Source organism: Streptomyces sirii, from assembly GCF_045690365.1.
Classification (GTDB): domain Bacteria; phylum Actinomycetota; class Actinomycetes; order Streptomycetales; family Streptomycetaceae; genus Streptomyces; species Streptomyces sirii.
On the sequence record NZ_CP147982.1, the window covers coordinates 5,402,420 to 5,428,157 of the forward strand.

Below are 25,738 nucleotides of genomic sequence, written 5' to 3' on the forward strand. Positions count from 1 at the left end.
GTCAAGGCAGTGTCTTAAACGCGGGTCACTCGGTTAGATGAGCGTGGACACCAGAACACCCCGCATGCCTACGGGGGGACGCTCGCCGGGCTTCGATGACGAGCCGGGCCTGAGCTCGGTCAAGGTGCCGTGCGATCCCGCGCAGGTCATCGTCAACCACGCCAGCTTCCGCGTACAGCTCGGCGCGCCCACGGCGGGCCACGTCACGGCCGACGCCGCGCGCATCCCCGCCACCCGGGGCCCGGCCACGGGCGGCAGACGCCGCGCGCCGGTGGTGTGGAGCGGCCGCACCGAACCGGGTGGCGCGGCCGGCGCCACCACCCAACTCCTGCACGCGGTGCGCAACGCGGGCATCGGCCTCGACGCCGGCCAGAGCGAGGACGTCGGCACGACCCAGGTCCTGCCCCGGGTCCGCCTCGACGACCCGCCCCCCGCCCAGACCGTGATCGGCCAGCGCGGCCCCGCCGAATCCGACACCGCCCTGCTGCGCGGCGTACGCCCCGTAGGCAGCGCATACGGCGACAACTACGGCAACTACCCCCCTCGCGACACCTACGGCGACCGCGGTCACGACGGCTACGACGACGACCGCTACGGCGACGACCGCTACGGCGACGACCGCTTCGAGGCCCGCGAACCGTACGACACCGGGGGCAGGCGGCGCGGCACCGAAACCGTGCGGCACGCGTACTACCCGGGCCGGCGGATGAACCTCGGCGTCGTCCTGCTGCCGCTGCGGATCTTCCTCGGACTGATCTCCGTCTACGCCGGCATGGGCAAGCTCTGCGACCCCGTCTACTTCGACGGCGGCGAGCGGGGCTCGATGGTCAAGTGGCTGCTGTCGCTCGACCCGTGGGCGCTGGCCGTACCGCTGCGCGACTTCGCCGTCTCGCACCCCGTCGGCGCCGGTCTGACCGTCGCCTTCCTCCAGGTCGTCGTCGGCGTCCTGACCATCTGCGGACTGTGGCAGCGGGTGGCCGCGTCGATCGGCGCGCTGCTCTCCGCCGCGCTGCTGATGACGGTCAGCTGGCGCACCCTCCCCGCCTACGACGCCCCCGACATCATCTACCTCGCCGCGTGGAGCCCGCTGATCATCGCGGGCGCCCCCGTCTACTCCATGGACGCCCGGCTGGCCGGCGAGGCCTGGCGGCGGCTCGGCCCCCGTGTCGAGGTCGCCGACCTGCGGCGCCGGGTACTGCGCCGCGGCGCGATGATGACCACGGTGGTGGCCGGACTGACCCTGCTGATCGGCTCGCTGCTCGGCGGCGCCGTACGGTCCGCGACGGTCGCGACCGTGCCGCGGCCCGGCGAGCCCGCGATCAACAACCTGCCCGGCTCGCCGCTGCCCCGCCCCGGCAAGAGCGCCACCCGCCCCGACCAGCGCCACCCCGGCGGCGCCCTGCGCCCCGGCACCCCCTCCGCGGGCGCCTCGCACAAGGCCCGCAGGCCCGGCGCGCCCTCCGCGTCGGCGCCCGGCACCGGACGCTCCGCGGGCAGCACCAGCGGCCTCTCCCAGCAGCCCGGCGCCACCACCAGCGCCCCGCGGCAGACGGTCCCGACCCGGGCCCCCGCCCCGACCCGGGCCCCGAGCACCGCGGGCGGCACCGGCGGCGGCACGACCGGCACCGGCAACGGCGGCTCCAGTGACTCCGGCGACTCCGGGGGCCGGGGAAGCACGTTGGGGGGACTGCTGGGGTGAAGCGGGCGAGCGGTGCCGTTCGGCCGTTCCGCCGCTCCGATTTTTCCGCTCCGCTCTTCCCTCTCGCTTTTTCCCTCCCGCTTTTTCCCCTCCGCCCACCCCCCAAAGGGGGGTGGGCGGGTCCTTGTGCGCGGGTGGGCGGGTGCGCGGGCCTTGCGGGTGGCGCCTTGTGCGCGCGGCCCGGTCGCCTGCGCCCCCAGCCGTGAGCGCAGCGGCGTCTGCGGCCGGAGGGGGCGCGTACGGCCGCTGGGACGGCCTCCATGGCGTACGGGGGCGATGGAGGCCGTGGAAAGGCCGGGGAAGGCGAGGACAGGGTCGCTGAGGCGCGTACAGGCCCTCAGACGCCGCCGCAGCACCCGCCCCCGCCGCCGGACGGACTCGGCAACGACACCGATGACGCCGATGACGCCTTACGAGGCTCAGTACGACGATCTGGACGGCGGCGGCTCAAGAGGTGTCGACCCGACGGACGTGGACGACGACCCGCGAGGCCTCAACGCGCCTGTGCGCCCAGCTCCTTGGCCGCCTCGGTGAGGTCCTTGGCCGTGTCGATGGCGCGCCAGTAGGCGCCCTGGGGGAGCGGGAAACCCGCCAGCCGGCGTTCGCGGGCGAGGCGGGGGAAGGTCGTGCGCTCGTGGTCGCCGCGGTCGGGGAGCAGGTCCGTGAAGGCGGCCGAGAAGACGTAGACGCCGGCGTTGACCAGATACGGCGAGGGCGGCGACTCGATGAAGTCCAGCACGTGCCCGAACGCGTCGGTCTCGACGACGCCCCAGGGGATGCGGGGGCGGGCCAGCGCGAGGGTGGCGTCGGCATCGCGTTCGTCATGGAACTCGGCCATCTCGCGGAGCGGGAAGCGGGTCCAGATGTCGCCGTTGGTGGCGTACCAGGGCTCGTCCGGGCGGGGCAGCGAGGCGGCCGCGTGCTTCAGGCCCCCGCCGCGGCCCAGCGGCTCGGTCTCGACAACGGTGGTGACGCGCAGCGGCAGTTGGGCCTGTGACAGCCAGTCCTGCAGCACCTCGGCGAGGTGGCCGCAGGAGACGACCGCGTCCGTGACGCCTTCCTCGGCCAGCCAGTTCAGTTGATGGCCGATGATCGGGGTTCCGGTGCCGGGAATCTCGACCATCGGCTTGGGGCGGTCATCGGTATACGGGCGGAGACGTGAGCCCTGGCCACCGGCCAGGACCACGGCCTGCGTGGGGTAAGGATGCTGGGCGCCTGTCATGGTTCGCACCTTATGCGGTGCGAGTGGTGGTCACTGGGCGGCGGCGACGCCGGTGGCGAAGGAGGTGTCGCAGACCGGGCGGGAGAAGGCCTGGGCACGGTGTGCGGCACCGTACTTGGCCACCGCGGCGCGGCCGAGGTCGCGGGCGATGGAGGCGCACGCCCTGGCCAGCGAGGGGCGCTTGGTGGTCGCCTCCTGGAGGTGGGTCAGGGCGACGCCGGGGTTCTTCTCCTGGAGTTCGACCAGCAGGCGCTTGCGGAGCACGTCCGCGGGGGCGCTGGGGCTGGCCTTGGTGGAGGCCGTCCCGGAGGAGGCGGTCAGCACCTGCGAGTCGGTGGCCGTCGACGCCCAGGGGACGCGGGTGACCGCGAGGGTCCCGGACAGCACGAGGACGACGGGAAGGACGAGGGCGAGAGTTCTGCCGATGCGGCGGGCTGCGGAGTTCACGGTCGAGATGGTAGCGAGGAGTGATGATTTGGCGACATTTGGTCACCGTATCGGGGGACGCAATGGCCCGTCGGTGCGGTTGTGATGTTGACGCACTGGTACGAAAAGCCCCGTTATGTCCCGATGGACGGCTCTGTCGGATCCTTCCCCGATCCTTGCCGGACGACCCCTGCGGGATGGAGCCCTGCACGGCCGCACCGGAAACGCGTCAGCGGCGGCGATCCAGGGGCTACCCCGAACCACCGCCGCTCCAACGCGCCTGCCGTCTGCGCCGGTTACACCGGACTTCTTAAGCCGGTTAAGCCGGTTACGTCGGCCATGCGGCCTCCGTTGCCGTCGACGGGGCCCGGCGCGCCCGTCCTCGTCCCGTGTCAGTCGCTGAGGCGCTCGCCCGACGACGTCGAGAACACGTGCGTCTCACCGGGCCGCGGCACGACGTGCAGCCGGCTGCCCTTGTCCGGGACCTGGCGGCCGTCGACCCGTACGACCAGGTCCTTGATCTCACCGCCGACCTCCGCGGTGCCGTACACATAGCCGTCGGCGCCCAGCTCCTCGACGACGTTGACCGTGACGGCCAGGCCGGCCGGCGCGTCCGCGGACTCCTTGGACAGCGACTTCGCCGCGGCGCCGTTCTGCTCGACGATCTCGAAGTGCTCGGGACGCACGCCCACCGTCACCGTGCGGTCCCCCTTGTCGGCGGCCGCGCTCAGCGCCTCCCGGTTGACCGGCACCACGCTGTTGCCGAACTTCACCCCGCCGTCGGTGATCGGCACCTCGACCAGGTTCATGGCGGGAGACCCGATGAAGCCCGCGACGAAGAGGTTCGCCGGGCGGTCGTACATGTTGCGCGGCGAGTCGACCTGCTGGAGCAGGCCGTCCTTGAGGACGGCGACCCGGTCGCCCATCGTCATGGCCTCGACCTGGTCGTGGGTGACGTACACCGTCGTGATCCCGAGCCGGCGCTGCAGACCGGCGATCTGCGTACGCGTCTGCACGCGCAGCTTCGCGTCCAGGTTGGACAGCGGCTCGTCCATCAGGAACACCTGCGGCTCACGGACGATCGCCCGGCCCATCGCGACGCGCTGGCGCTGGCCGCCGGACAGCGCCTTGGGCTTGCGCCCCAGGTACTCCGTGAGGTCCAGGATCTTGGCCGCGTCCTCGACCTTCTGCCGGATCTCGGCCTTCGGGACGCCGGCGATCTTGAGCGCGAAGCCCATGTTGTCGGCGACCGTCATGTGCGGGTAGAGCGCGTAGTTCTGGAACACCATGGCGATGTCCCGGTCCTTGGGCGGAAGGTGGGTGACCTCGCGGTCCCCGATGCGGATGGCGCCCGCGTCTACGTCCTCCAGCCCCGCGAGCATCCGCAGCGAGGTGGACTTGCCACATCCGGAGGGGCCGACCAGGACGAGGAATTCGCCGTCTTCGATGGCGATGTCCAGTTTGTCGACAGCGGGCTTGTCGGAACCCGGGTAGATACGGGTTGCCTGGTCATACGTGACCGTAGCCATGGTGAGAGTCCCTTCACCGGCAGGAACGTGCCGGACGATCCGAGTAAAAGGAGTGGTGTAGTCCACTTCTGTGGACTGTCCCGTGACGCTACCTCCGACCGGCCCGGATGTCAGTACCCTGGCTCTCACCAAATGCGGAGCCCGGCACCCGGCACGCCTGGGTACACTTCTTCCCGCACGCCTCCTTAGCTCAGCTGGCCAGAGCACCGCTCTTGTAAAGCGAAGGTCGTCGGTTCGAATCCGACAGGGGGCTCTGAGTTTGACCAGGAAAGAAGCCCCGGGCCGATCATGGCCTGGGGCTTCTGACATCTACGGGTGACATCAACGGGGCGGTCGGTAACGGGGCGGTCGGTCGAGGTCAGCCTGGCTCAGTCCCGATCGAGCCGCCGTTTCAGCAGCCGGTCCATGTGGCTGATCGCTTCCCGCTGGGTGTCCTGGGCGACGTGGGTGTAGACGTCCATGGTCAGGCTGATCTGGCTGTGGCCGAGGATCTCCATCAGCACGCGAGGGGCCACGCCGGCCGCGGTGAGCAGGGTCGCGCAGCCGTGCCGGGCGTCGTGGAGTCGGATGGGGCGGAGCCCGGCGGAGGCCGTGAGTCGGGAGAAGGAGCGGTTCAGGTTCCGCGGCTCGATCGGGCGGCCGGAGCGGGTGGTGAAGACGAGGCCGGCCGGGTCCAGCTTGGTGCCGCGCTTCTCCGCGTCGTGGGCTTGGCGAAGACGGTGCCAGCGGAGAGCGGCCAGGCAGATCAGCGGCAGCGATACGGGGCGGATCTTCCCGGTCTTGGTGGTGTCCTGGTACAGCTCGCCACCGATGCGCTGCACCTGGTTGCTGATGCGGATCACCCGGTCGTCGAGGTCCACGTCCGACCAGCGTAGGCCGAGCACCTCACCGCGGCGGAGGCCCATGGCGATGGCGAGGACGAAGGCCGCGTAGAGCGGATCGCGGCGGGCCTCTTCGAGGAACGTCAGCGTCTCGTCCAGCGTCCAGGGCGTTGTCTCGCGGCTGACGACCTTGGGGGCCTCCACGAGCGAGGCGACGTTGCGAGTGACCAGCTCTTCGCGGGTGGCCGCTGTCAGGGCCGTACGGAGCACGCGGTGAGCTTCCTTAGCCGTCGCCGCGGAGGACTTGCGGGCCACGTCGGCGAGGAACACCCGGACGTGGCGTGGGCCGAGGGTCTCCAGTCGCTTCGTGCCGAGGAGGGGAACGAGGTAGAGGCGTACGTGCATCGCGTACTTGCTGTACGTGCTGCGCTTCCGGTTGGGCTTGATCACGTTGTCCAGCCAGTACGGCAGCCACTCGGCGAGCTTGGCCGAGCGTGTGGGGACGGGGACGCCGTTGTCGACCTTGGCGAGGAGCTCGCGGCGCCTTGGTGTCGCACTCGGCCCAGGTCTTGCCGTAGGCGAACTTGCGGGCGCGGGTGCCGTCGGGCTGGAGGACGTAGACGGCGGCCTGGAAACGGCCGTCCTTGCGCTTGGTGATGGTGCCGGTGCCGTTGGGGTTGCGCTTGCGCTGCTGTGCCATCAGGCGGCCTCCTCGATCCGGTCGCGGATGTAGTCCTGCAGGGCGTTCTCGGGTATGCGGCGGCAGCGGCCCTCGGTGATGGAGACGAGGCGCTTGGAGCGGATCAGGTCGTAGACCTTGGAGCGGCCGAATTTGAGCTGGGCCATGACCTCAGGCACGGTCAGCAACTGGCTGGTGTCGGTGGTCATGTCCAGTCCTCCTCGGCTTCGATTTCGGCGCGTGCTTGGCGTGCGGTTTCGCGATTGGTCTGGATGTCGCGGGCGATGGTTGCGGCGAGGGCGGATTCGCCGGGGGTGTGGCCGTGGCCGACGTACTGCCAGTCGGTCAGGACGAGGACGGTGTCCGGCTCCGGGGGTTCGAGGCCGAGGGCTTCGCGTTCCTGGGTGGCGCGGAAGTCGGCGCGGGCCGCGCGCAGTTCGCCGAGGGTGGTCGAGTAGCGGCGGGACTTGGAGGAGAAGTGGCCGCGGAAGCCGAGCATGTGGGCCCATGCCCAGAGGCGACGGTCCGGGTAGAGCGGGTCCAGGGTGTTGCACGCGGTGATCAGGCGGCGGGTGTGTTCGGGGACCTGGTGGCGGTCCAGCTCGGCGAGTTCGCCGATGCGCCGGTCCAGAGTGCCGGTGGTCTCGGCGGCCTTAGTTGCGTACTTCGCCACGTAGGAGGCCACCGCCTGTTCGGTGATTTCGGAGCCGTCGCCGAACGCCTTGACCGGCCGCACGTCCAGCTGAGTGCCCCAGCGGAAGGTCCGGGCGGGTTGGTCCCCGGCAGCCGGGGCCGTGACCGAGGTGTAGGAGTGCGCGGCGGCGGCGCGGATCGAGTTGGTCAGTAGGTCGACGCTTGCCCAGGACGGCGGCGGTGTTCCGGGCCCGTCCGGTCCGTCGATGCGGATCACCGCATGGAAGTGAAGGGCGCCGCGCTTCTGGAACTCCGCGACCTTGCCGTAGGAGAGGCGAGCCGATTCCTTGAGGTCGCGTTGGGTGAGGCCGGCGCGGGCGGCCAGTTCGCGGCGGAGTCGGGTGGTGAATCGTTGCCAGAGGTCGCCCGCGTGGTTGTTGAACAGGACGGCGGCGGTGTAGTCGTACGCCTCGGGGTCCAGGGCGGTGCCGAGCGTCGGATCGTCCGTGCGGTGCTGTGTGCCGCAGCGGCAGACGCCTCGGTCGGGCCGGTTGTGCACGGGGCCGAAGGACGGCGCGGTGAGGGTGGTGAAGACGCGGGGGTGGTCGCGGACGGTGGCGGGGATGTCGCGGCGGTCGTCTCCGGCCAGGCCGGCGCGGATGAGGCGGTAGGTGTCCCCGGCATAGGTCCAGGCGCAGGCGGGGCAGCGGGAGGCGCGGCGGTTGCCGCAGGCGAGGCGGAGTCGTCCGCCGGGTTCGGACGCGGTCGAGTAGTGGTGCAGGGTCTCGCCCGTCGTGCGGTCCTTGGCGAGGGTCCAGCCGGTGAGGTGGATCGGGTCGGAGCAGCCGCCGGTGCGGTGGATCTGGTCTGCCCAGCGGTCGTAGTCGGGGGCCGAGGCCACCCTCAGCAGGTCGCCGAGGGTGGTCGGGTCGAGGAGCGTGTCAGGCACGGGCGTCCTCCCGCGTTCGGGACGGGCGGGCGGCGGTGCGGTCGGTCATGATGGGGCTTCCTTCCGGATCTGTGGTTCGGGCAGGAGCACGGCTCCCGGGCGGCGGAGACTTGGCGGTTGAGGCCGCCCGGGGGCCGGTCAGCGGTGCGTGCGCCCGGAGGCCAGCAGCGAGCGGAGGACGACCGCGCAGACGGCGACGGACACCCCGCTGATGGCGACCGCCAGGAGCATCGAGACCAGGACGGCGCCGACGACCAGGACCACGGCCGTGCCGCCGCCGACGAGGGCGAGCGCGGTGCCGGGCGTGAGTTGGACCGCGGGGCGGGGCGAGGGCTGAGCGACGGGGGCCGGCGGCGGCGTGTGCGGGATGGTCGCGGTCGATTCGACGGTGGGAGGAATGACGACTCCGGTGGGCGTTGGGTTGGTCGGGACCTTGGTGCGGAACATGGTGGATCTCCTTTCTGTGGGCGTTACTTGACGGCGGTGTCGATGACGGGGGCCAGGAGGCTGTCGGCGAGGAGGTAGCCGCCCAGCAGGAGCACGGCCACGAGCCACCAGGGCGGGCGGATGAGCTTGATGCCGAGGTAGCCGACGGCGATCAGGGCGAGCCAGAGCGGGACGTTCATGGGGGTCTCCTCAGTCGGTCAGCGGTGGGTGCGGGCGGCGAGCTGGGCGGCCGAGCGGCTGGAGAAGTCGGCGGACCAGCCGCAGCGGTCAGCGGTGCAGACGGCGGCGTGCTTGGTGCGGCCGAAGCGGTCGCGATAGGAACCGATCTGTACGGGGCCGATCCGCATGACGGAGTGGAAGTGGTCGCGGGCGGGCATGGTGGTTCTCCTTGCTGGTCAGGTGAGTTGGGCGGCGATGGAGTCGGCGAGCTGGGGCGGGACGCCGAGGCGGGCCCGCAGGGTGTCGGTGTCGATCCGGTCTCCGGTCCGGGCGCGGTGCTCGTCAGCGACCTTGCGGGCGTGGGCGACGAGCGCGGCCGGGACGGGTGCAGGTGCGGGTGCAGGCTGGGGCGGTTTGGTGGGTGGCTCAGCCGCAGGGAGGTCGGTGGCTTCCAACTCGGCTGGCATGGCCGGAGGTTCAGCGGCCGTGACCGGGGCCGGTCCGGGGGCGGGAGCCGGAATCACGTCGGCCACCGGGGCGGGATCGGCGGCTTCGGCTGCACTCCGCGTATGGGCCAGCAGGGTCCCGCCGAGGAAGGCGAGTGCAGGCCATCCGGCGACGCCGAAGCGGAGCCAGGCGGGCGGGTGCCGGAGGTCGAGGAAGCCGGCGGTCGCGACGTTGGCGCCAAGCGAGGCCACCAGGGCGATCACGAACCAGCACCAGGCGAGCTGGGACGGGCCGTCACTGCGGAGTCGCCGCCAGGCCGCGACCAGCAGCAGGTCGACGCTGATCGGGTAGGCCCACGCCTTCCAGCCGTCCTGTCCAGCAGCGGCGGCCAGGTCGTGGAGGTGGGCGAAGGAGAGCGCTCCGGCGATGACGGCTTGTACGAGGACGGCGTCCGGGCGGATGCGTCCCATGACGGTTCTCCTTCCGGATCTGGCATGGAGGGGGTAGGGACCTGGCGCGTCGAGGTAGCGCCGACCTTGGAGCGGGAGGGTCAGGCAGTCGCGGAGGACGCCTTGGTGAGCCGTACGGCCGAGGAGGCCGGAGGGGCGACGGCGGGCCGGAAGGGCGCGAGCGCGGGCAGATCCGGCGTGCGGTCGGCGTGCTTGTTGCAGAGGTTGACCGCTTCGCGCAGCGAGGTGTGCGGGGCGCGGATGCGTGACCAGCCACCGCATGAGTCACCGGCGACCGCGATGCCGGGGGTGTCTGCGGGTATCTGGATGGCGGCCAGTACGGCGTCAGGGGAGATGTCGCCGAAGGCTATGTTGGCGCTGGTCTCGTCGTTGACGCGGTGCACGGTACGACCGGTGAGCTGGGCCCGGAGCATGGTGATGCCCTTGCCGAGTTCGGAGCCGAAGCGCTGGCCGCAGATCTCCAGGTAGATGCCGGCGGCGCGGCCGAGCTGGGCCAGGCGGACGAGCGCGGTGATGATCCGGTCCCGGCGCCTCTCCTCCTCCTTGGAGGCGAAGAGCGCGAGTTCGGCCACCTCGTCCACCAGGACCACGATGGGCGTGGGGCGCAGGTCCTCGGCCAGATCCCAGATGTCGGCGGCGATCTCCGCATCGGGGACGTTCACGCTGATGCGCTGTTGTTCGCGGACGAGTTGGTAGACGGACTCCATGTGCGAGACCAGGGCTTCGAGCAGATCGAGCGCCGTGTCCTGGTTGTCGGCGAGGGCGGAGAAGCGGCGAGCGAGCGGGAAAAGCTCGACGCCCTGCTTGCAGTCGATCCCGACGAGCGCGACGTCCTGAGCGGCGAGACCGGCCACCAGGTTGCGCTGGTAGACGGACTTGCCCGACTCGGTGGCCCCGAGGGTGAGCCCGTGCGGGACGGTCCGGTAATCGCGGTAGTGGACCGATCCGTCCTCGCGTAGTGCGACGGGCACGCGCATCGGAGCGCGGTCGAGCTTGGCGGGCATCTGCACGCGTTTGAGCACGTCGTAGCCCGTCATCCGCAGTTCGATGACACCGGAGCGGATCTCCCGGGCGGTGACGCCGTACATCCCGAAGGAGTGCCGCAGCCGGTCGGTGGCGGCGGAGACATCGAAAGCGTCCTGGCCGGGACGGAGCTTAAGCCGCAGGACCAGCCCAGTACGGGTCGGCCGGAAACGGAGGATGCGCGGGGCCCGCGACTCGGGGGCCGGGCGTTTGGTCATGCGGGAGAGTGCGAGCCGCCAGCGCGCGGGCGGGACCGTCAGGCCGCAGGCGTCCATGACCGAGGCGTACCGGACTAAGACCCGCAGCGCGGCGAGGACGACCCCGAAGGTCATCCAGTACCAGGCGGGACGCCGCCACCGCAGAACGAGAGCGGTGGCGACGACCAGCAGCAGTACGACCGACAGGCGGGCCATGATCAGGCCGCCTCAGCCTGCGAGCCGGCGGCGAGCGAGGTGACCGCCACGGCGCGGAAGGCGATTCCGTGCCGCTTCTGCCCGTTGAACTCGTTCTCCCAGGGACGGGCGACCAGGCCGGTCAGCGCCACCGGAGTGCCCATGCCCAGCTCACCGGAGATTCCGCTCTCGGGGACCGTGACGGACAGGATCTCCACCGCGTCGTTGGCGGCGAACATCACGTCCACGGTCATCAGCTTCGCCCCGGTCTCGACGTCGAGGGCGACCTCACCGGTACGGCGGTCCTTGACCTTGATCTGCGGCTGCTTCGCGACCATCACGGTCGCGGCGGAGGTGTCGACGGGGATCTGACGCACTACGGATCACTCCTCTATAGATGCTGAACTCCGTCACTCATGTACATGAGCGGCGTGAAGAAGAGTGCCCGACTCCTATACATGAGTCAACCCGCCGCGACGAATAAGTCGGGGCGGGCTGAGGAGAGTTGAGTGGACGTCAGTCCGTGGCGGGGATGCGGTAGCTGAAAACGAACTGGTCAGCGGCCATGAGGGTGTCGCAGACCTCCACCACACGGCCCTCGGTCGTCAGCGCCTCACGAACGAGATGCACGACGGGGGCGCCAGGACTGAGAGCCAGCTCGGACGCTTCAGCCTTGGAGGCCGGCCGAGCCTGCAAGGTCTCGACGAACTCGGCGAACTCATGCCCGTGGTCTTCGAGTCGGGCGTAAATACCGCCACCGCCCGGGTTCTCGGCAAAGAGCTCGGGGATGTCCTTCACGACATCCCACGGCAGGTACGAGCTGGCCGTCTCGACCGGAGTGCCGTTACGGAAGTAGAGCCGCCGGCGGGCGAGCACCTGAGCGCCGGGCTCGACACCGAGGCGATCGGCGACGTCCTCCGGGACCTCCATGGGGCCGATGTACAGAACGCTGACCTTGGCCGTGGCACCCGACTGCGCGGACTCCGCCAGATACGCGGCCTTGCCGCCCTGCCGATGCGAGCGCCGGAAGCGGTCGGAGGAACGGTGCCGTACCGGCGGTCGGTCCTTCACGATCGAGCCCTTGCCGTGGCGGGTCTCCACCAGGCCGCTCGCGCGGACCTCCACCATCGCCTTACGGATCGTGCCGCCCGCGACGCCGTAGCGCTCGACCAGCTCGGATTCACTCGGCACCATCTCGCCGGGCTTGAGGACCCCAGCCCTGATCTGCTGCACGATGTCGTCGGCGATCTGCACGTATCGAGGTACGGCTTTGCCCCCTCCTACCGCGGTTCCCATAGTTCTTCCCATCCTCCTATGCTCCTGTGCATGAGTAACAGCGCCGCGAAAGCCCAGTCAACGCCACTGCACTCCGTGTCCGTGGCCGGGGTCGTGGTCCGCGAGGACGGCAAACTCCTGACGATCCAGCGAGCCGACAACGGCGCTTGGGAACTCCCAGGCGGAGTGCTCGAACTCGAAGAGACCCCGGAGGCCGGCGTACAGCGCGAAGTCTGGGAAGAGACGGGCATCCACGTCGAGGTCGACGAGCTCACCGGGGTCTACAAGAACACGGCCCGAGGCATCGTCGCCCTGGTCTTCCGCTGCAAGCCGGTCGGCGGCGAGGAACGCACCTCCAGCGAGTCGACGGCGGTCACCTGGCTCACGCCCGACGAGGTGGCGGGGGCCATGTCAGAGGTCTACGCGGTCCGGTTTCTCGACGCCCTGGACGGGGCGGGGCCTCACGTGCGGAGCCATGACGGCAAGCGGCTGGCCCCGGCGCGATAGAACTTTCCCTACTCCATCAAGGCTCGCTCCGCTCGCTACCCGTCCCCGTGGTAGGGACAGTTCAGGCACACACACCGCACGTTGGCGCAGGAGCACTGACGTTCCCGGCCTCCTGGAACTGCAAGCAGTCAGATCAGAGATCAGAGGTGCCGCGCACAGCGCGGCGGCGCCGGCCGTCGCCGCCGCACGGCTCCCTCCTCGTCTCCGCCGCCGGGGCCGCGCGCCGTCGACGCCCGCGCCCACAAGGGGCGAAAGACCAGGCCGGGTGTGGGGGCGGTCGGCTCCACGGCTTTACCCACCTCCCCGGTTCGGGTCCCGCGTCGAGCAAGACCAGGGGGCCACTCGTTCAAATTCCGGGCAGCTCACAAGCCTGCCCGAGTTGCCGGCCAGCGTACGGCCCCCTGATCATGCTCGACCCCAAACCGGGCAGGACACCGGCCAAAGCCGCTCCGCCGACCTGTGACGCACACACGCCCAGGACGACAAGTTCCCACAACATCCAACACTGGTCTCTTGAGAGACCGGCAGTAGGTAGATGTTGTGCATCACGTCCACGCTCTTCAGGCTTGGCCGGCAGGAGGCCATTAATGTCTATTACCCCCCGAGGCATGTCAATCCAAGAAGCCTACAGCCTCTATCGAGGCGAGAAGCTGATCGTAAATCGCAACTATCAAAGAAAACTCGTCTGGGGGGTAGACGAAAAGATTCACCTGATTGACAGCATTCTGAAGGGATTCCCGATTCCATTATTCCTATTTGCCGAAACAGTAGACGGCGACTTTGAGATTATCGATGGCATGCAGAGGCTTGACGCCATCTTCGGCTACATTGAACATAAGTACGCCATTCAGGATGGTGACGTAAGGCAGTACTTTGACCTCAAGGAATTCTCGCGTGCGCGACAGTCCGCGGAGGCCGGAGCGTTTGAAGCCGAAGCCGGAAACCCTGACCTTCTCCCAGCAGGCAAGTGTGCAGACTTGCTTGATTACCAGCTTGCCGTAACTATCTTCGACTCGAAAGAGGAAACGCAAGTAACCGAGGTATTTCGACGTATCAACTCAGGAGGCCGCCAACTCAGCGCCCAAGAAAAACGACAGGCGGGTGTGGTAAGTGACTTCGTTCAGATGGTTAGGAGGCTCGCCTCTGATTTTAGATACGACGGATCATCCGATGTGCTCCCTCTAACTAAGATGCCAGTTGTCTCCATCGATTCTGCGCGCGAAAGACTTGGATATGGTATCGCAGCCGAGGAGACGTTTTGGTGCAGTCTGGGAGTGCTGAACCCGCGCCAGCTGCAGCAAAGCGAGGACGAGCAGCTTCTCGCCGACATTTGCATTTCGGTCGTCAGGGGCAACACGTTTAGTGTCAGCTCTGATGTGCTTGACAAATATTTCGATCCAACGACTCCCGAGAGTCATTCACTTGCAATCGACTTGAACACCTACGGGACTGACACTCTCGCCAACGACGTCAAAGACGTGCTAGGCGCCATGAAGACCATGGTGGAGTCCGAACGACCAGGCATCAGCGGAGCTTTCCGATCGCACGTCAGTACGAGTAGTTTCACCTCCGCCAAAACGCCCTTCTATGCAATATTTATGGCGTTCTACGACCTGATGATCAGGCAGCAAAAGCAGCTCACGGACCCCAAAGCAGCATTTGCTGCTATTCTAAAGGTATCCGCTAAGCTAACGCCCAGTAGAAACACAACGACTGAGCGGCAGCGCCAGGAAAACATCGACATTGTTCGCGGGCTCCTAGAGAAGCATTTTGCCAGTGCACCGCGATCAGCACTCACGCACGGCCCTGCTATGGAGATTGAATTCCCCAACATCATCAGGCGGGCTCCAATAGAGAGTGCACGCTACGAATTCAAGCAGGGGATAGCGTCGCTGGGCAACAAGCGAGAAATCGATAGGACATTTCTTGGAAAGTTGCCAAAAATCATCTCAGCTATCGCAAATGTGGGACCCGAGGCGGATGGGTACATCGTCTTCGGTGTGGCGGATACCGAGAAAGACGCTGAGCGAGTTGAACAGCTTGATTCCATCGCACCGCTCCGCATGGGAAGGCAACTCCTTGTCGGCGTGGACCGGGAGTGTCGAATCCTGGGAATTCAACTTAGCGACTACACGCGGAGGATCTTGGGAGTCATTCAAGGTTCCCCTATAAGTGAACCTCTAAAGGGCTCCGTGTTGGCGAACGTAGACACCATCTCTTACTCTGGTCGGGCGTATGTGGTTATCAGAATTCCTGCCCAGGGAGAGCTGTCCAGTTACGAAGAGGAGTACTATGTTCGCAACGGCGAAGATCTTCGTAAAATGAAAACTAGCGAGGCTCTTGCAGCCTCAAAGCGATTCAAATAATAAACACGGCGACTAGAACTAGATTCTAGCGTCAAATTTGCCGATCTCTCTAGAACTATTGACTGGCAGCTTGTCCTGCACCACCCGTGCGGGCATAGCCGCTCGCACGCAGGACGCCAGTCGCTGGTATCTGAATACCGAATCGAACGGTAGGGGATCCCCAGATTGATTATGGAGCTCCCCTACCGTTCCATGTGTCACTGCTAGTCAAAGGCCGTCGCTGGCAGTCGAGGGTCCTCGTCGCCTCCGTCGCAAGCGGCAAAGTCTGTTACGCGCAGGCGGTGACCGCGGCTGACCGCTACACGACGCACGTCACGCAGGGCTTCAGTCATGTCCATCGCCAGGAGCCGGACCTCGTTCGGCTCCGCCTCCCCGTCGCCGAGTACTTCGAGCGCGTGCTCCAGGAGTTCGCCTGACATTTCCAGTTGCACCGCTTCGGTGGTGTCAGCCAGGCGCGACAGGTAGCCACCGCTGCCCTCGGTACTCAAATAGCAGGGGTTGCCTTCGGGCCCTGACCACGGGAGGAGCCGCAGCTCGTTGTGGGTCATCATCCTCCGCTTGTCCTCTCGTCGGTCAGGTGGTGGGTGGTGAAGAATGCGTCGGCGCGGTTGCCGGGAAGCACCAGGAGCGCCGCCTCGACCACGCGTCCCGTGCGGTCGGCCGCCACGCGCGTGATCGCGAGCACTGACAGGGCCAAGCTGATGCGAAGGGTCGCCGCTTCCTCTGGTGTCGGAGGACGAGCGCTGACTCGTTCCTGGACCTCGGCCAGTGGCGGGCGGAGCTCTGCCAGCTTCGCCTCAACGCTCTTGCAGCAGTGCGATTCGGCGGGAACGTCGGTAGGCGACAGGTCGCGAGGTACGTAGATGCGAGCGAGGCTGTGCGGTGACTTTCCCTCGTGGGTGAGGCAGAGGAATTCGGTTAGCGGGCTGCTGGCCGACACCCCCAGCAGGCAGGTCAGTTGACCGTGCGCCTGGAGGTTGGTGGTGCGGACGCTGACACGTAACGCCGACTCGGCCGAGCACTCCGTCCTGAGCGTGTGGCCACCGCCGACGTACGTGATTCTGCGGAGGGGGTAGCGGACGAAGTTGCCCTTGCCGTGAATCTTCTCGACGAGACCTTCGCCCTGCAGGACCGAGAGGGCGCTCCGCAGTGTCGCCGTGCTGACCGCGTAGCGGGAAGCGAGCTGCGCCTCGGAAGGGAGACATGCGCCGGCCTTGATCCGGCCGGTCGAGATCTTGTTCCGAATGTCATCCGCGATGACGTAACGGCGAGAGGGCACGGACTGCATCACCACCTTCTCGGCGTGCGTAGGGCTACGAGCCGAGACCGGGAGTGCATGGTGAGCAGTTCGCCCGACTCGAAGCACAGACGCTTCGCTCCGCCGGGAAGCTGGAGCAGGTCGGTGACACGACACGAGAGACCACCGATCTGGATGACGTCACCGCGCTGCACGCTGGCAGAGGTGATCTCGACATGAGCGGCCGGTGCACCGTTCGGCGCCCAGCGCCTCACTGGGATCCGTCCATTCGGTCACCACGGGCGGCCACTGTGTGGCAGGAGCAACTGCACGCCTCGTAGACCACTGGGATGCCGATCGGCGTAGTAGTGGGGGAAGACTGCGCGCACTCACAGTGCGCACCGATCCGGCAGGAACTCGATCGGTAGGGAACGGCCTTCGTGTGGGTCACGCGATGCTGCTGGCGAGGAGGCATCAAAGGGCCTCCGCCGTCGCGAACCAGTTGTGGGCAAAGAGCTCGCGAGGCGCGACGGCCAGCCCGACGGGCATCGGGGAACGGGGGCGTCGGCTCATCGGGACGCACCGCTCATCGGTGTGCGAGACGGTATGGCAGATACGGTTGAACACGCTGCTCAGCTCCTATCGCTGACGGCCAGGCCCCCGGACATCGCCCGTCGCGGGGGTCACTGTGCGTACGGCGGCCCATAAGGTGCGGCCGTTCAAGCTGTTGGCGAGGAGCCCGAATCGATCGGCCTCCGAGACTGCTTCCAAGGCCTCCCGCCACGACTCGGCGGAGAGCGATTCCGGTACCTCCGCTTCGATCGACGTGAGGTGGGCGTGCTGTTCCACGCGCGGGGTGAGTCCGACGGCGGACAACCGGGCTGCGATGCCTTCGGCGCTTGCTTCCGCAGCAGGCACAGGGCAGCCTCCGTCGTCGGGTGATCACTTGGAGTAAAGCTAGTTAACTAGATTAGAGCTAGTGGACTAGATTTTCCATATGCCTGAGCAGCCGCCGTACCTCCGCATCGCTGACGAGCTCCGGCGCCGGATCGCGGAGCATGAGTGGTCGCCGGGAGGCCGGCTCCCCTCGCGCGCCCAGATCGCCCAGGAGTGCGGCGTCGGTGAGAACGTGATTCGTCGGGCTCAAGAGCTACTGATCTCTCAGGGAGCGCTGGAAGGTCGTGCCGGCTCCGGCACGTACGTTGCCGCCCCTCGTCAGCGCGCACGCATGGTCCGTTCCTCGGCACGCGAGCAGCCCAATGGCTCCCCGTTCCGCGCGGACATGAAGGCCGTGGGCAAGCAGGGAGACTGGGAAAGCCGGACCGAGGCGAAGGTGCCGGCACCAGCTGAGATCGCGTCGCGCCTCGGCATCAACGAGGGCGATCTGTGCGTCCGCACCATGTACGAGTTCCTCGCCGACGGCAAGCCGGTGCAGTTGTCGACGAGCTGGGAGCCGTACGACCTCACGGGCGGCACCCTCGTGGTCCTCCCGGAGGGAGGGCCGCATGCGGGGGTGGGCGTGGTGAACCGCATGGCGGAGATCGGCATCACGGTCAGCCATGCTGTGGAGCAACCGGAGCCGCGGCAAGCGAATGCCGAGGAGGCGTCGCTCCTCGGCATCCAGAAGGCCAGCCTGGTCACGCACATCCGGAGGACGTACTACAGCGACCAGGGGCGGCCTGTGGAGACGGCGGACATCGTCGTCCCTGCCGCGCTGTGCGAGATCGTCTACGAGATTCCCATCAGTCGCTAGTGGACGCTAGCCCTCGGCACCGCTCAGGGCGCGGGCGCAAAGCCGGCGGATCAGTCGAGATGGAACGGGGGGCCTGGAGCTGCCGGGGCCCACCCCTCCCGAAGGGCGAGTTCAATGGCGTGAGCAACGGCGGATGGAAGTTCAGGCTTGGCCTCACGTCCCAACCAGTTGCTCGGATGAGGCTGGTTGGTGGTGACCACGAGCGTTGCCCCGTGGGCGTCTGCATGGTCGATCGCGAACGTGCATGGTGTCCAGACCAGGGCCTGAGAGTAGGTCGGCCTACGACGCGCCGCCAGCGATAGGCCGTACCGTCGACAACGATGCGCTGTGCTCCGTGCGGCCCAGTCCCATGACTCCTCCTCGACACGGAGGAAGCTAACGATTCCAGCTCTGCCGTCCGTCTCAGTTTCCGTCTCATTCAGCACCGTTCGGAGCCGTTCAGACTAGACCGAAACCGATAGTCGCTCCCACGGCCAACCGCACATGAACGCAGATGAACGCCCTGACACGAGGCCCGCTGCACCACCAACAGACTTGGCAAGCGCGCATGTGGCCACCGTCACGAGTTCGAATCTCGACTTCTCGACGGCTGCTCAGCAGGGCTCCCAAGGCGCGGCCGGACAGGGCGGGGCCTTCTCCGTTCATCTATCCACCGTTTCCACCTTCGAAAGACGGTGTTCGGGTTCGATGCTCATCAGGATCAAGCGAAGGCATTGATGACCTCTGCTGGACCTGCCAAAGCGGCCCCAACCGCGCTTACTTGCGTGTACTCGGACTTGACCATGGCCACGCGAGCCTGCCGCAACTCCCTGGGCGCGACTGTCCAGCCCTGCCGGATGAAGTCGTGCAAAGTTGCAAGAACTTCATTCATCTGCGCAGGTCAGAGGCAGTATCGGTGGTCGCGTTCTTGCAGTACACGTTTACGTAACTCGGCGCAAGAACTGTCCAACCGGCTCGCGTCAGAGCCCGCCGAACTGCATCCTGCTCAACACAGCAAAGGAACGTTGCGACCGTGGCGTCATCCTCTGCCGCCATGACACTAAGGAGCGTCTTGTGAGCACTGCGCTTGAGCAGTCATCCCTGAGCATGCCCTGCATGCCCTATGGTCGTATCGGTGTGCATCATCTCGCCCCTGACGTGGTGCTGGTCGTGGTGGTGGTCCTCGTCCTCCTTGGCGCCCCTGTAAGTGACGTCACCGCACTTCTAAGTGCGGCGAGCCTCCTAGTCGCTCAGGTCGGTTCCGATCTCCGTCGGACTCCATGAAGGAGGTTGCGCCGTGGCTCGACCGGAGAAGCCGTTGCCCGAGGGTTCCGATCCGCAGATTGACGCCGCACGGTGGATACGCGCGCTTCGTGATCGCGCGGGATTGACGAACCATCAGTTAGCCCAAGAACTGGGTGTGTCGGAGTCGACCATCTCGCGAGCGATGGCTGGTCGAGGTACGAACAGATTGATCAGAATCTTGTTCGTCATGCCCTTCATGTGCGACGGGAGCATCGAGGAGTCTCAAGACCTGATGGGGCGACTTTCTCGGCGCCGGCGTGCGCATCTGCGACAGCCCATCGAGGGCGTTCTCGGTTGCGACCCTGATCTGATCACCACACCAGCTGAGCTAGTTCGAGGAATGAGAGTTCTCCGAATTCATGCTGGCCAACCCTCGCTTGCAGAACTGAAACGCAGGTCACCGAACCGCACGCTGGCACCGACAACGATCAATGAAATTCTGTTGGGTCAGCGCTTGCCATCCGCGCTTGTGCTTGCTCGATTTGTCATGGCGTGCGGAGTTGAAGCACCCGAGTCCGACCGCTGGGCACGAGCCTGGCGGAGGGTGATGTTTTCGCAACAGCAGAATGGATGGAAGTCCAAAGCTCCCTTTTCGCGCATGATCCGTTTTCAGTTGGTTGAGATGGAAGCCGATGTCGGATCTGCCTTCGCCGGGCCTTTCCAGGAGGCGCATGAAGAGATCAATGGTCACCTTGCTGGACCCTCGGATCCTGACTGATCGCGATCCGCGGCGGGTCGATCCCTCTGTGTCGTCGGGCTAGAAACCGAACCCGCCGCACTGACGACGTCAGCATGTGCAACTCGCCGTCCCTGGCCGAGCCCAGCCATGTTGTTTGACATCCATAGCTGACATCAACGGCGGCGAACGACAGGGACCTTGGTCGGCCTCCGACGTCAGCACAGGGGACGCCGCGGCCAAGCAAGAAGGCTTCTAGATCGAACTTGTAAAGCGAAGGTCGTCGGTTCGAATCCGACAGGGGGCTCTGTGGAAGGCCCAGGTCAGATGTCCTCTGACCTGGGCCTTTGTTGTGTACTGCGCTCTGTGGGATGGGCACGCGATGATCTTTGCGCCCTCGTGTGTGGCCATGGTGTGGCCATCGCGTGCGGCTTCGGCTTCGGCTGCGGTGTGGAGGCACGTGAGAGCGGGCCGCTGAACAACCGCGGGCGGCGTGCGGACGCGGTCGTGCGGGTTCGCACTCGGAGGCACTGGCATGTGGTGCTCTCGAGGTGAGGAGTCCGTCCACGGTGCGGAGGCGCGGTTCGTGGCACATGGGCGTTCACGCCGTATGACGGCGGGAGGGGAGGGCCGATGAATCCCGGCCCTCCCCTCAACAAACGTCCCTCGGCAGGGTCAGTGGAGCTGTAGTGCCTTGCGGAGGGTGGTGAAGAGGTCGGTTTGGTTGGTGACGCCCAGGACGCGGTAGGCCTGCGGGCCCTGGGCGGCGATGCGTACCTGGGTGCCGGTGTGCTCCTGGGACTGGCCCGGGGTGTTGGTCGAGTAGTTGACCTTCAGCTGGCCGCCCTCGTCGGTGACGAGGGTGGAGGACAGGCCGGGCGGGTTCGCCTCCAGCGGCACCATCTGGCTGGAGTGGCCGTGGTCGGCAGTGGTGACCACGAGCGTGTCGGGGTGCTTGGCGGCGTAGTCGCGGGCCACCTTCACGGCACGGTCGAAGGCCGCGGTCTCGCCGATCTGGCCGCAGGGGTCGGCGGCGTGGTCCTGCTTGTCGATCGAGGCACCCTCGATCTGGAGGAAGAAGCCCTGGTCCCGCCCCTGGCCGCGCTTCGACTTCTGCTTGTCCTCCAGCAGTTGGATCGCCTTGGTGGCCTGCTCGTCCAGGGCCGGAGTGCCGGCCGGGCGCTGCGCGTTGCCGGTGGTGCAGCGCTGCGGGTCCGTGCCGCCGACGGCCGCGGGCTTGCCGGTCCACTCGACGGGGACGTTGCCCGGCGCGAAGAGTCCGAGGACCGGCTTGCCGCCCTTGACGCCCTGGAGGCCCTGCTTGTCGGTGACGATCTCGTAGCCGAGCTTGCGCGCCTGCTCCGCCACCGTCATGCCCTTGTACGGGCCTTCGGTGATCTTCTGGTCGAAGCGCTGCTTTCCGCCGCCCAGCAGCACGTCCACCTTGTGGTTGACGCTCTGCTCGGCGATCGAACCGGGGCCGCCCTTGGCGATCGTGTCGGCCGCGCACTTGGCCATGTCGGCCGGACCCTGGCAGCTGCGGTCGGTGACGTGGGAGGCGAGCACGGCCGGGGTGGCGTCGGTCAGTTCGGCGGTGGTGACCGACCCGGTGGCGTAACCGCCCTTCTGCGCCAGCTCCAGGATCGTCGGCAGCGCCTGGTCGGTGTCCGGCGTCTTGGAGATCCGGCCGTTGACCGTCTTGTGCCCGGTGGCCCAACCGCTGCCGCTGGCGGCGGAGTCGGTGACGTAGTCCGGCTTGCCGTTCTTGTCGACCGCGTACGTCGTGTACGCGCCGGTCAGCGGGAACTTGTCCATGTTGAGCCGGCCCGCGGCGCCCACGGTGTAGTTCCGCGCCAGCGTGATCTCCGAGTCGCCCATCCCGTCGCCGATCAGCAGGATGACGTTCTTCGCCTTGCCGCCCTGGATCGCGCGCGCTGCCTGGTCCTTGGGGCCGAACGCGGCCGCACCCGCGGGGATGGCCACACCGGTGGCGAGCAGCACGGCGGCGCCGGCTATGGCGCGGCGGCGGGACAGGCGCAGTCTTCGCATGAGTTCTCCTCGTCTACGACCGGCCCTCGCCGGACGCTGGCAGCTCACCAGGAGCGGGTGAACGGTGTATGGCGTACCGGTGGCGCATGGTCCACGGGCGGGTGCCGTGCGGAGGGGAGGAGTTCACGGGGGAGAGAACGGGCGGGAGTTGGAGCCGTGGCTGTGGGGTGCTTGACGCGAGGCTCGGCCGCGGCTGCGTCAGGCTTGGTGGCGAGGCTTTGTCAGAGGTCTGTTAGTGGGGCTTTGCCGGCGGGCCCGTCAGGGGGGCTTGTCGGAGGGGTTCGTTGGAAGGGTGCGTCAGCGGGGCCACTTCTCCGGGGTGCTGCTGGTGGTCACGTGGCAGACGGCGGGCTTGCCGGGGGCGGGGGACTTGGCCGTGGCGACGACACGGATGCCGTCGAGCAGGATGCGGCAGGAGACGGTCCCGTTCCCGGTCGGGGTTACCTCCACGCGGGCCTCCTTGCCGGTGTTGACGAGGGCCTCCGTCTTCCAGGGCAGCTTGGTCGGGCCCAGCCGTACGTCCTTGTAGTCGGGCTTGAACTGGTCCGGGTTGTGGCGGTAGCTCACCGTGGCGGACTGGGGCTCGCCGCGGGAGGACGTGGCCTCGTACGTGAGGTACCAGGCGTTCCCGCCGCGCCACTTCTTGATCTCGGTCATGTTGTTCTTGACCCACAGCATCCCGCCGAGGATGAGGGCCGCGATCGCCACGAAGATGATCACGAAAAGCGCGTCGCCCCGGGAGCGGCGGGACGGCTGGTGCGGTGGTGCCATGGTGACCTCGGCCCGTTTCTGTGCCTTGTCCGTGTCCGTGCTGCACGATCCATGCTGCGCGATGCGTGCTGCGCGGTCGGTGCTGCGTGGCGCCGGCTGCGCTGTGGCACGCGGCTTCTTCGCTGTCCGGGTCACCGTACTCAGAGCGAACACGGTGAGTAGTCGACCCGCCGACCGATCTCTGTCTCCCCCTCTGGTCGCACCCGTCAGGCGTGGAGGGGGTCTCAAGGATGACCGGCGAAGCCCGGGAGTCAGGGTCGGGTGAGCGCTGGGCGTGAGGGCCGGGAGTGGGGGCTCAAGGGCGGGCGGGGCGCGGGGACGGGACCGAAGAGGCGCTTCCGGTGGCACTGGTGGGGTGAAGACGGCCGGGGTTGTTCTTTTCTGACGGGACGTCCGGCGGGCGGCGGCGTAAGTTCACCGGCATGGTGACTTCGATGACCCAAGAGGACTACGAGCGGCGCATGGAGCGGGCGGGGCAGACCGCCGCCGAGGCGGGGCTGGCGGGGCTGGTGGTGACGCCCGGGCCGGATCTGACCTGGCTGTGCGGCTACCAGCCGCCCGCGGTCACGGAGCGGCTGACCGCCCTGGTGATCGCGCCGGGGCAGCGCTCGCGGCTGCTGGTGCCCGTATTGGAGCGGCCGGACGCGGAGCACTCCATCGGTAGCGGGGCGATGGAGGTGTCCGGGTGGAGCGACGGCTCGGACCCGTACGCGGAGATCGCCAAGTGGATCGAGCCGCAAGGGCGTTACGGGGTGTCCGACGCGACCTGGGCGATGCATCTGCTGGGGCTGCAGCGGTCGCTTCCGGGGAGCGCGTACGCCGCGCTGACCGAGGTGCTGCCGATGCTGCGCGCCGTCAAGGACGCCCACGAGGTGGCGCGGCTGGCCGCGGCCGGGGCCGCCGCGGACGCGACGTACGAGAAGATCCTGGGGGTGCGCTTCGCCGGGCGGCGGGAGTCCGAGGTGGCCGCCGACCTCTCGCGGCTGCTGATCGAGCACGGACACAGCCAGGTGGACTTCACGGTCGTCGGGTCGGGCCCCAACGGAGCCAATCCGCACCATGAGGCGGGGGAGCGGGTCATCGAGGACGGCGACATGGTCGTGCTCGACTTCGGCGGGCTGAAGGACGGATACGGATCGGACACCACGCGGACCGTGCACGTCGGCGAGCCGGGCGCCGAGGAGCGCAAGGTGCACGACATCGTGCGGGAGGCGCAGCAGGCGGCCTTCGAGGCGGTACGGCCGGGCGTCGCGTGCCAGGACATCGACCGGGTGGCCCGGCGGGTGATCAAGGCGGCGGGGTACGGCGAGTACTTCATCCACCGGACCGGGCACGGCATCGGGGTGACCACGCACGAGCCGCCGTACATGGTGGAGGGCGAGCATCTGCCGCTCGTACCAGGGATGTGCTTCTCGATCGAGCCGGGCATCTATCTGCCGGGGAGGTTCGGGGTGCGGATCGAGGACATCGTGACGTGCACGGACACGGGCGGGCGGCGGCTGAACGAGACGGCGCGGGAGATGGCGGTGGTGCGGTAGCGGTAGTGGCTTCCGGGTCGGTTCGGCTCTCCGAGGCCCCGGGCCCGGGGGACGGAGGCCTGAGGCCTGAGGCCCGGCCCCGGGCCCCGAGGCCCCGAGACCCCGGGGCCCGGAGCCTGCAGTCCGGGCGCAGCCCGACAGCCCGGTCCGCGTCGCCGGTGGCGGCGCCACTACGGCACCAAAACCACCTTCCCGATCGTCCCGCGGGTCTCCAGGGCGCGGTGGGCGGCCGCGGCCTCCGACAGGGGGAAGGCCTGGACCGCCGGTACGAGCCGGCCGGCCGCGGCCTCCGCGAGCGCGGCGGTCTCCAGGGTGCGGATCGGGTTGTCGCCGCCGGCCCGGGCCAGCATGGGCGGCCCGAGGACCTGCTCGGAGGTGATCCCCCGGGCCGCCAGCTCGTCGTCCGTGAACTCCAGCGGGCCGCCGGACGGGGGTCCCCCCGCGCCCTTAAGGCGTGGGGGAGGGCCTTGCGAGGACCAGCCGAAGACCAGATGACGGCCGCCTTGGGCGAGAAGGCCGACGGCCGCGCGTCCGGGGTCGCCGCCGACCGAGTCGAAGACGACGGTGGCGCCGGGCACACCGCGTTCGTCGAGGAAGGTGCGGACCAGCGACGGCCAGTCGGCGTCCGTGTAGTCGACGGCGAGGTCGGCGCCCAGTTCGCGGACCCACGCCGCCTTGGTGGTGCCGCCCGCCAGCCCGATGACCGTCGCACCGGCGTTCCTGGCGTGCTGGACGAGCAGTGAGCCGATGCCGCCGGCGGCCGCGGTGACGAGGACGACGTCGCAGGCGGTGAGGTCGGCGAGGAGCAGGATGCCCATGGTGGTGCGGCCGGTGCCGATCATGGCGACCGCCTGGGCGGCGGTCAGTTTCTGTGGAATCGGGTGCAGCCGGTCGGCGGGCACGACGGCCAGTTCGGCGTAGCCGCCGGGGACCGCGCCGAGATGGGCGACGACGCGCCGGCCGAGCCAGCCGGGGTCGGTGCCCTCGCCGAGCGCGTCGACCGTGCCGGCGATCTCCCGGCCGGGCACGGTCGGGAGCTGGGGGAGCGGTATCGGCCCGCCCTCCCGGCCCTCGCGCAGGGCCGTGTCCAGGAGGTGGACGCCGGCCGCGGCCACCGCGACGCGGACCTCGCCGGGGCCCGGCAAGGGGTCCTCGACGGTCTCGTGGGTGAGGTTCTCGGCGGGGCCGAAGGCGTGCAGCCGTATCGCGTGCATGGCGCTGTCTCCTTGGCAGTTGGGGCGTGGGCAGTCGCCCTACCCGGCGGGCGAACGTCAACACTCTGTTACCTCAAGCCCGGTTGAGGTCAACCCTGCCCGCGGGACGGTCCGGCCGGTTCCGACGCGTGTGCCGAGGGTGGCCCCGATGCATGCGCCGAGGGCGCGAGCG

The 25,738-nt window shown here is 68.1% G+C and carries 24 protein-coding genes, 1 tRNA gene and 1 pseudogene; 7 read left to right on the forward strand and 19 right to left on the reverse strand.

Annotation, left to right across the window (positions count from 1 at the left end):
• Window positions 1-64 precede the first annotated feature (64 nt).
• Window positions 65-1,699 carry a DoxX family membrane protein gene (locus WAB15_RS24485; RefSeq protein ID WP_407287551.1) on the forward strand — a complete coding sequence of 545 codons (1,635 nt, stop codon included), beginning with the start codon at window positions 65-67 and terminating at the stop codon, window positions 1,697-1,699.
• A gap of 493 nt (window positions 1,700-2,192) precedes the next feature.
• Here the strand turns inward: WAB15_RS24485 and WAB15_RS24490 are convergent, their stop codons facing one another.
• The 3 genes from WAB15_RS24490 to WAB15_RS24500 all read right to left on the reverse strand — a co-directional run bounded on the left by WAB15_RS24490 (window position 2,193) and on the right by WAB15_RS24500 (window position 4,876).
• A complete protein-coding gene (locus tag WAB15_RS24490; protein ID WP_399148650.1) occupies window positions 2,193-2,921 on the reverse strand; it encodes an NDP-sugar synthase in 729 nt (242 codons plus the stop codon).
• A 30-nt stretch (window positions 2,922-2,951) separates the two neighbouring features.
• Window positions 2,952-3,368, reverse strand: coding sequence for a hypothetical protein (locus tag WAB15_RS24495; protein ID WP_407287552.1), 417 nt, complete (start codon window positions 3,366-3,368; stop codon window positions 2,952-2,954).
• A gap of 371 nt (window positions 3,369-3,739) precedes the next feature.
• Complete coding sequence (locus WAB15_RS24500; protein ID WP_399148649.1) at window positions 3,740-4,876, reverse strand: ABC transporter ATP-binding protein; 1,137 nt, start codon at window positions 4,874-4,876, stop codon at window positions 3,740-3,742.
• Between the two features lie 179 nt (window positions 4,877-5,055).
• On the opposite strand from WAB15_RS24500, the gene WAB15_RS24505 reads away from it, so the two are divergent.
• Window positions 5,056-5,129, forward strand: a tRNA-Thr gene (locus tag WAB15_RS24505).
• A 115-nt stretch (window positions 5,130-5,244) separates the two neighbouring features.
• On the opposite strand, the pseudogene WAB15_RS24510 reads toward WAB15_RS24505, so the two are convergent.
• The 10 genes and pseudogenes from WAB15_RS24510 to WAB15_RS24555 all read right to left on the reverse strand — a co-directional run bounded on the left by WAB15_RS24510 (window position 5,245) and on the right by WAB15_RS24555 (window position 12,192).
• A pseudogene (locus WAB15_RS24510) lies at window positions 5,245-6,397 on the reverse strand (tyrosine-type recombinase/integrase).
• On the reverse strand, window positions 6,397-6,585 hold the full coding sequence (locus WAB15_RS24515; RefSeq protein ID WP_407287553.1) for a helix-turn-helix transcriptional regulator: 189 nt from the start codon (window positions 6,583-6,585) through the stop codon (window positions 6,397-6,399). Before WAB15_RS24515 ends, WAB15_RS24510 begins: the two are co-directional and overlap by 1 nt.
• A complete protein-coding gene (repSA, locus tag WAB15_RS24520) occupies window positions 6,582-7,958 on the reverse strand; it encodes a replication initiator protein RepSA (RefSeq protein ID WP_407287554.1) in 1,377 nt (458 codons plus the stop codon). Before repSA ends, WAB15_RS24515 begins: the two co-directional genes overlap by 4 nt.
• Before the next feature lie 138 nt (window positions 7,959-8,096).
• A complete protein-coding gene (locus WAB15_RS24525; protein WP_407287555.1) occupies window positions 8,097-8,405 on the reverse strand; it encodes a SpdD-like protein in 309 nt (102 codons plus the stop codon).
• Between the two features lie 23 nt (window positions 8,406-8,428).
• On the reverse strand, window positions 8,429-8,584 hold the full coding sequence (locus WAB15_RS24530; protein WP_107053102.1) for a hypothetical protein: 156 nt from the start codon (window positions 8,582-8,584) through the stop codon (window positions 8,429-8,431).
• Window positions 8,585-8,602: 18 nt separating this feature from the next.
• Window positions 8,603-8,782: a mobile element transfer protein gene (locus tag WAB15_RS24535; RefSeq protein WP_407287556.1), complete on the reverse strand. Its 180-nt coding sequence runs from the start codon at window positions 8,780-8,782 to the stop codon at window positions 8,603-8,605.
• A gap of 18 nt (window positions 8,783-8,800) precedes the next feature.
• Window positions 8,801-9,481, reverse strand: coding sequence for a DUF2637 domain-containing protein (locus tag WAB15_RS24540; RefSeq protein ID WP_407287557.1), 681 nt, complete (start codon window positions 9,479-9,481; stop codon window positions 8,801-8,803).
• Between the two features lie 80 nt (window positions 9,482-9,561).
• Window positions 9,562-10,917 carry an FtsK/SpoIIIE domain-containing protein gene (locus WAB15_RS24545; RefSeq protein WP_407287558.1) on the reverse strand — a complete coding sequence of 452 codons (1,356 nt, stop codon included), beginning with the start codon at window positions 10,915-10,917 and terminating at the stop codon, window positions 9,562-9,564.
• 2 nt (window positions 10,918-10,919) lie between these two features.
• Window positions 10,920-11,273, reverse strand: a complete 354-nt coding sequence (locus tag WAB15_RS24550; protein ID WP_407287559.1) for a hypothetical protein — start codon at window positions 11,271-11,273, stop codon at window positions 10,920-10,922.
• A 139-nt stretch (window positions 11,274-11,412) separates the two neighbouring features.
• Entirely contained in the window at window positions 11,413-12,192 is a 780-nt protein-coding gene (locus tag WAB15_RS24555; RefSeq protein ID WP_407287560.1) for a GntR family transcriptional regulator, read from the reverse strand.
• 18 nt (window positions 12,193-12,210) lie between these two features.
• On the opposite strand from WAB15_RS24555, the gene WAB15_RS24560 reads away from it, so the two are divergent.
• Complete coding sequence (locus WAB15_RS24560; RefSeq protein WP_407287561.1) at window positions 12,211-12,678, forward strand: NUDIX hydrolase; 468 nt, start codon at window positions 12,211-12,213, stop codon at window positions 12,676-12,678.
• 608 nt (window positions 12,679-13,286) lie between these two features.
• Entirely contained in the window at window positions 13,287-15,044 is a 1,758-nt protein-coding gene (locus WAB15_RS24565; RefSeq protein ID WP_407287562.1) for a DUF262 domain-containing protein, read from the forward strand.
• A gap of 203 nt (window positions 15,045-15,247) precedes the next feature.
• Here the strand turns inward: WAB15_RS24565 and WAB15_RS24570 are convergent, their stop codons facing one another.
• The 3 genes from WAB15_RS24570 to WAB15_RS24580 form a co-directional block, all read right to left on the reverse strand.
• On the reverse strand, window positions 15,248-15,595 hold the full coding sequence (locus tag WAB15_RS24570) for a hypothetical protein (protein ID WP_407287563.1): 348 nt from the start codon (window positions 15,593-15,595) through the stop codon (window positions 15,248-15,250).
• Window positions 15,592-16,332 (reverse strand): GntR family transcriptional regulator, encoded by a 741-nt coding sequence (locus WAB15_RS24575; RefSeq protein WP_407287564.1) that lies wholly within the window; start codon window positions 16,330-16,332, stop codon window positions 15,592-15,594. Before WAB15_RS24575 ends, WAB15_RS24570 begins: the two co-directional genes overlap by 4 nt.
• A 588-nt stretch (window positions 16,333-16,920) precedes the next feature.
• Window positions 16,921-17,199, reverse strand: coding sequence for a hypothetical protein (locus WAB15_RS24580; protein ID WP_407287565.1), 279 nt, complete (start codon window positions 17,197-17,199; stop codon window positions 16,921-16,923).
• A 79-nt stretch (window positions 17,200-17,278) separates the two neighbouring features.
• Between WAB15_RS24580 and WAB15_RS24585 the strand changes: the two genes are divergently transcribed.
• Window positions 17,279-18,034, forward strand: a complete 756-nt coding sequence (locus WAB15_RS24585; RefSeq protein WP_407287566.1) for a GntR family transcriptional regulator — start codon at window positions 17,279-17,281, stop codon at window positions 18,032-18,034.
• 1,276 nt (window positions 18,035-19,310) lie between these two features.
• Window positions 19,311-20,036 carry a multiprotein-bridging factor 1 family protein gene (locus tag WAB15_RS24590; protein WP_407287567.1) on the forward strand — a complete coding sequence of 242 codons (726 nt, stop codon included), beginning with the start codon at window positions 19,311-19,313 and terminating at the stop codon, window positions 20,034-20,036.
• A gap of 633 nt (window positions 20,037-20,669) precedes the next feature.
• On the opposite strand, the gene WAB15_RS24595 is transcribed toward WAB15_RS24590, so the two are convergent.
• A complete protein-coding gene (locus WAB15_RS24595) occupies window positions 20,670-22,043 on the reverse strand; it encodes an alkaline phosphatase (RefSeq protein ID WP_407287568.1) in 1,374 nt (457 codons plus the stop codon).
• Window positions 22,044-22,340: 297 nt separating this feature from the next.
• Window positions 22,341-22,814 carry a hypothetical protein gene (locus WAB15_RS24600; protein WP_399148647.1) on the reverse strand — a complete coding sequence of 158 codons (474 nt, stop codon included), beginning with the start codon at window positions 22,812-22,814 and terminating at the stop codon, window positions 22,341-22,343.
• Between the two features lie 434 nt (window positions 22,815-23,248).
• Here WAB15_RS24600 and WAB15_RS24605 point away from each other — a divergent pair, with 434 nt between their 5' ends.
• Complete coding sequence (locus tag WAB15_RS24605; RefSeq protein WP_407287569.1) at window positions 23,249-24,352, forward strand: aminopeptidase P family protein; 1,104 nt, start codon at window positions 23,249-23,251, stop codon at window positions 24,350-24,352.
• A 170-nt stretch (window positions 24,353-24,522) separates the two neighbouring features.
• Here WAB15_RS24605 and WAB15_RS24610 read toward each other — a convergent pair whose 3' ends face one another.
• Window positions 24,523-25,566 (reverse strand): zinc-binding dehydrogenase, encoded by a 1,044-nt coding sequence (locus tag WAB15_RS24610; RefSeq protein ID WP_407287570.1) that lies wholly within the window; start codon window positions 25,564-25,566, stop codon window positions 24,523-24,525.
• Window positions 25,567-25,738: the final 172 nt, after the last annotated feature.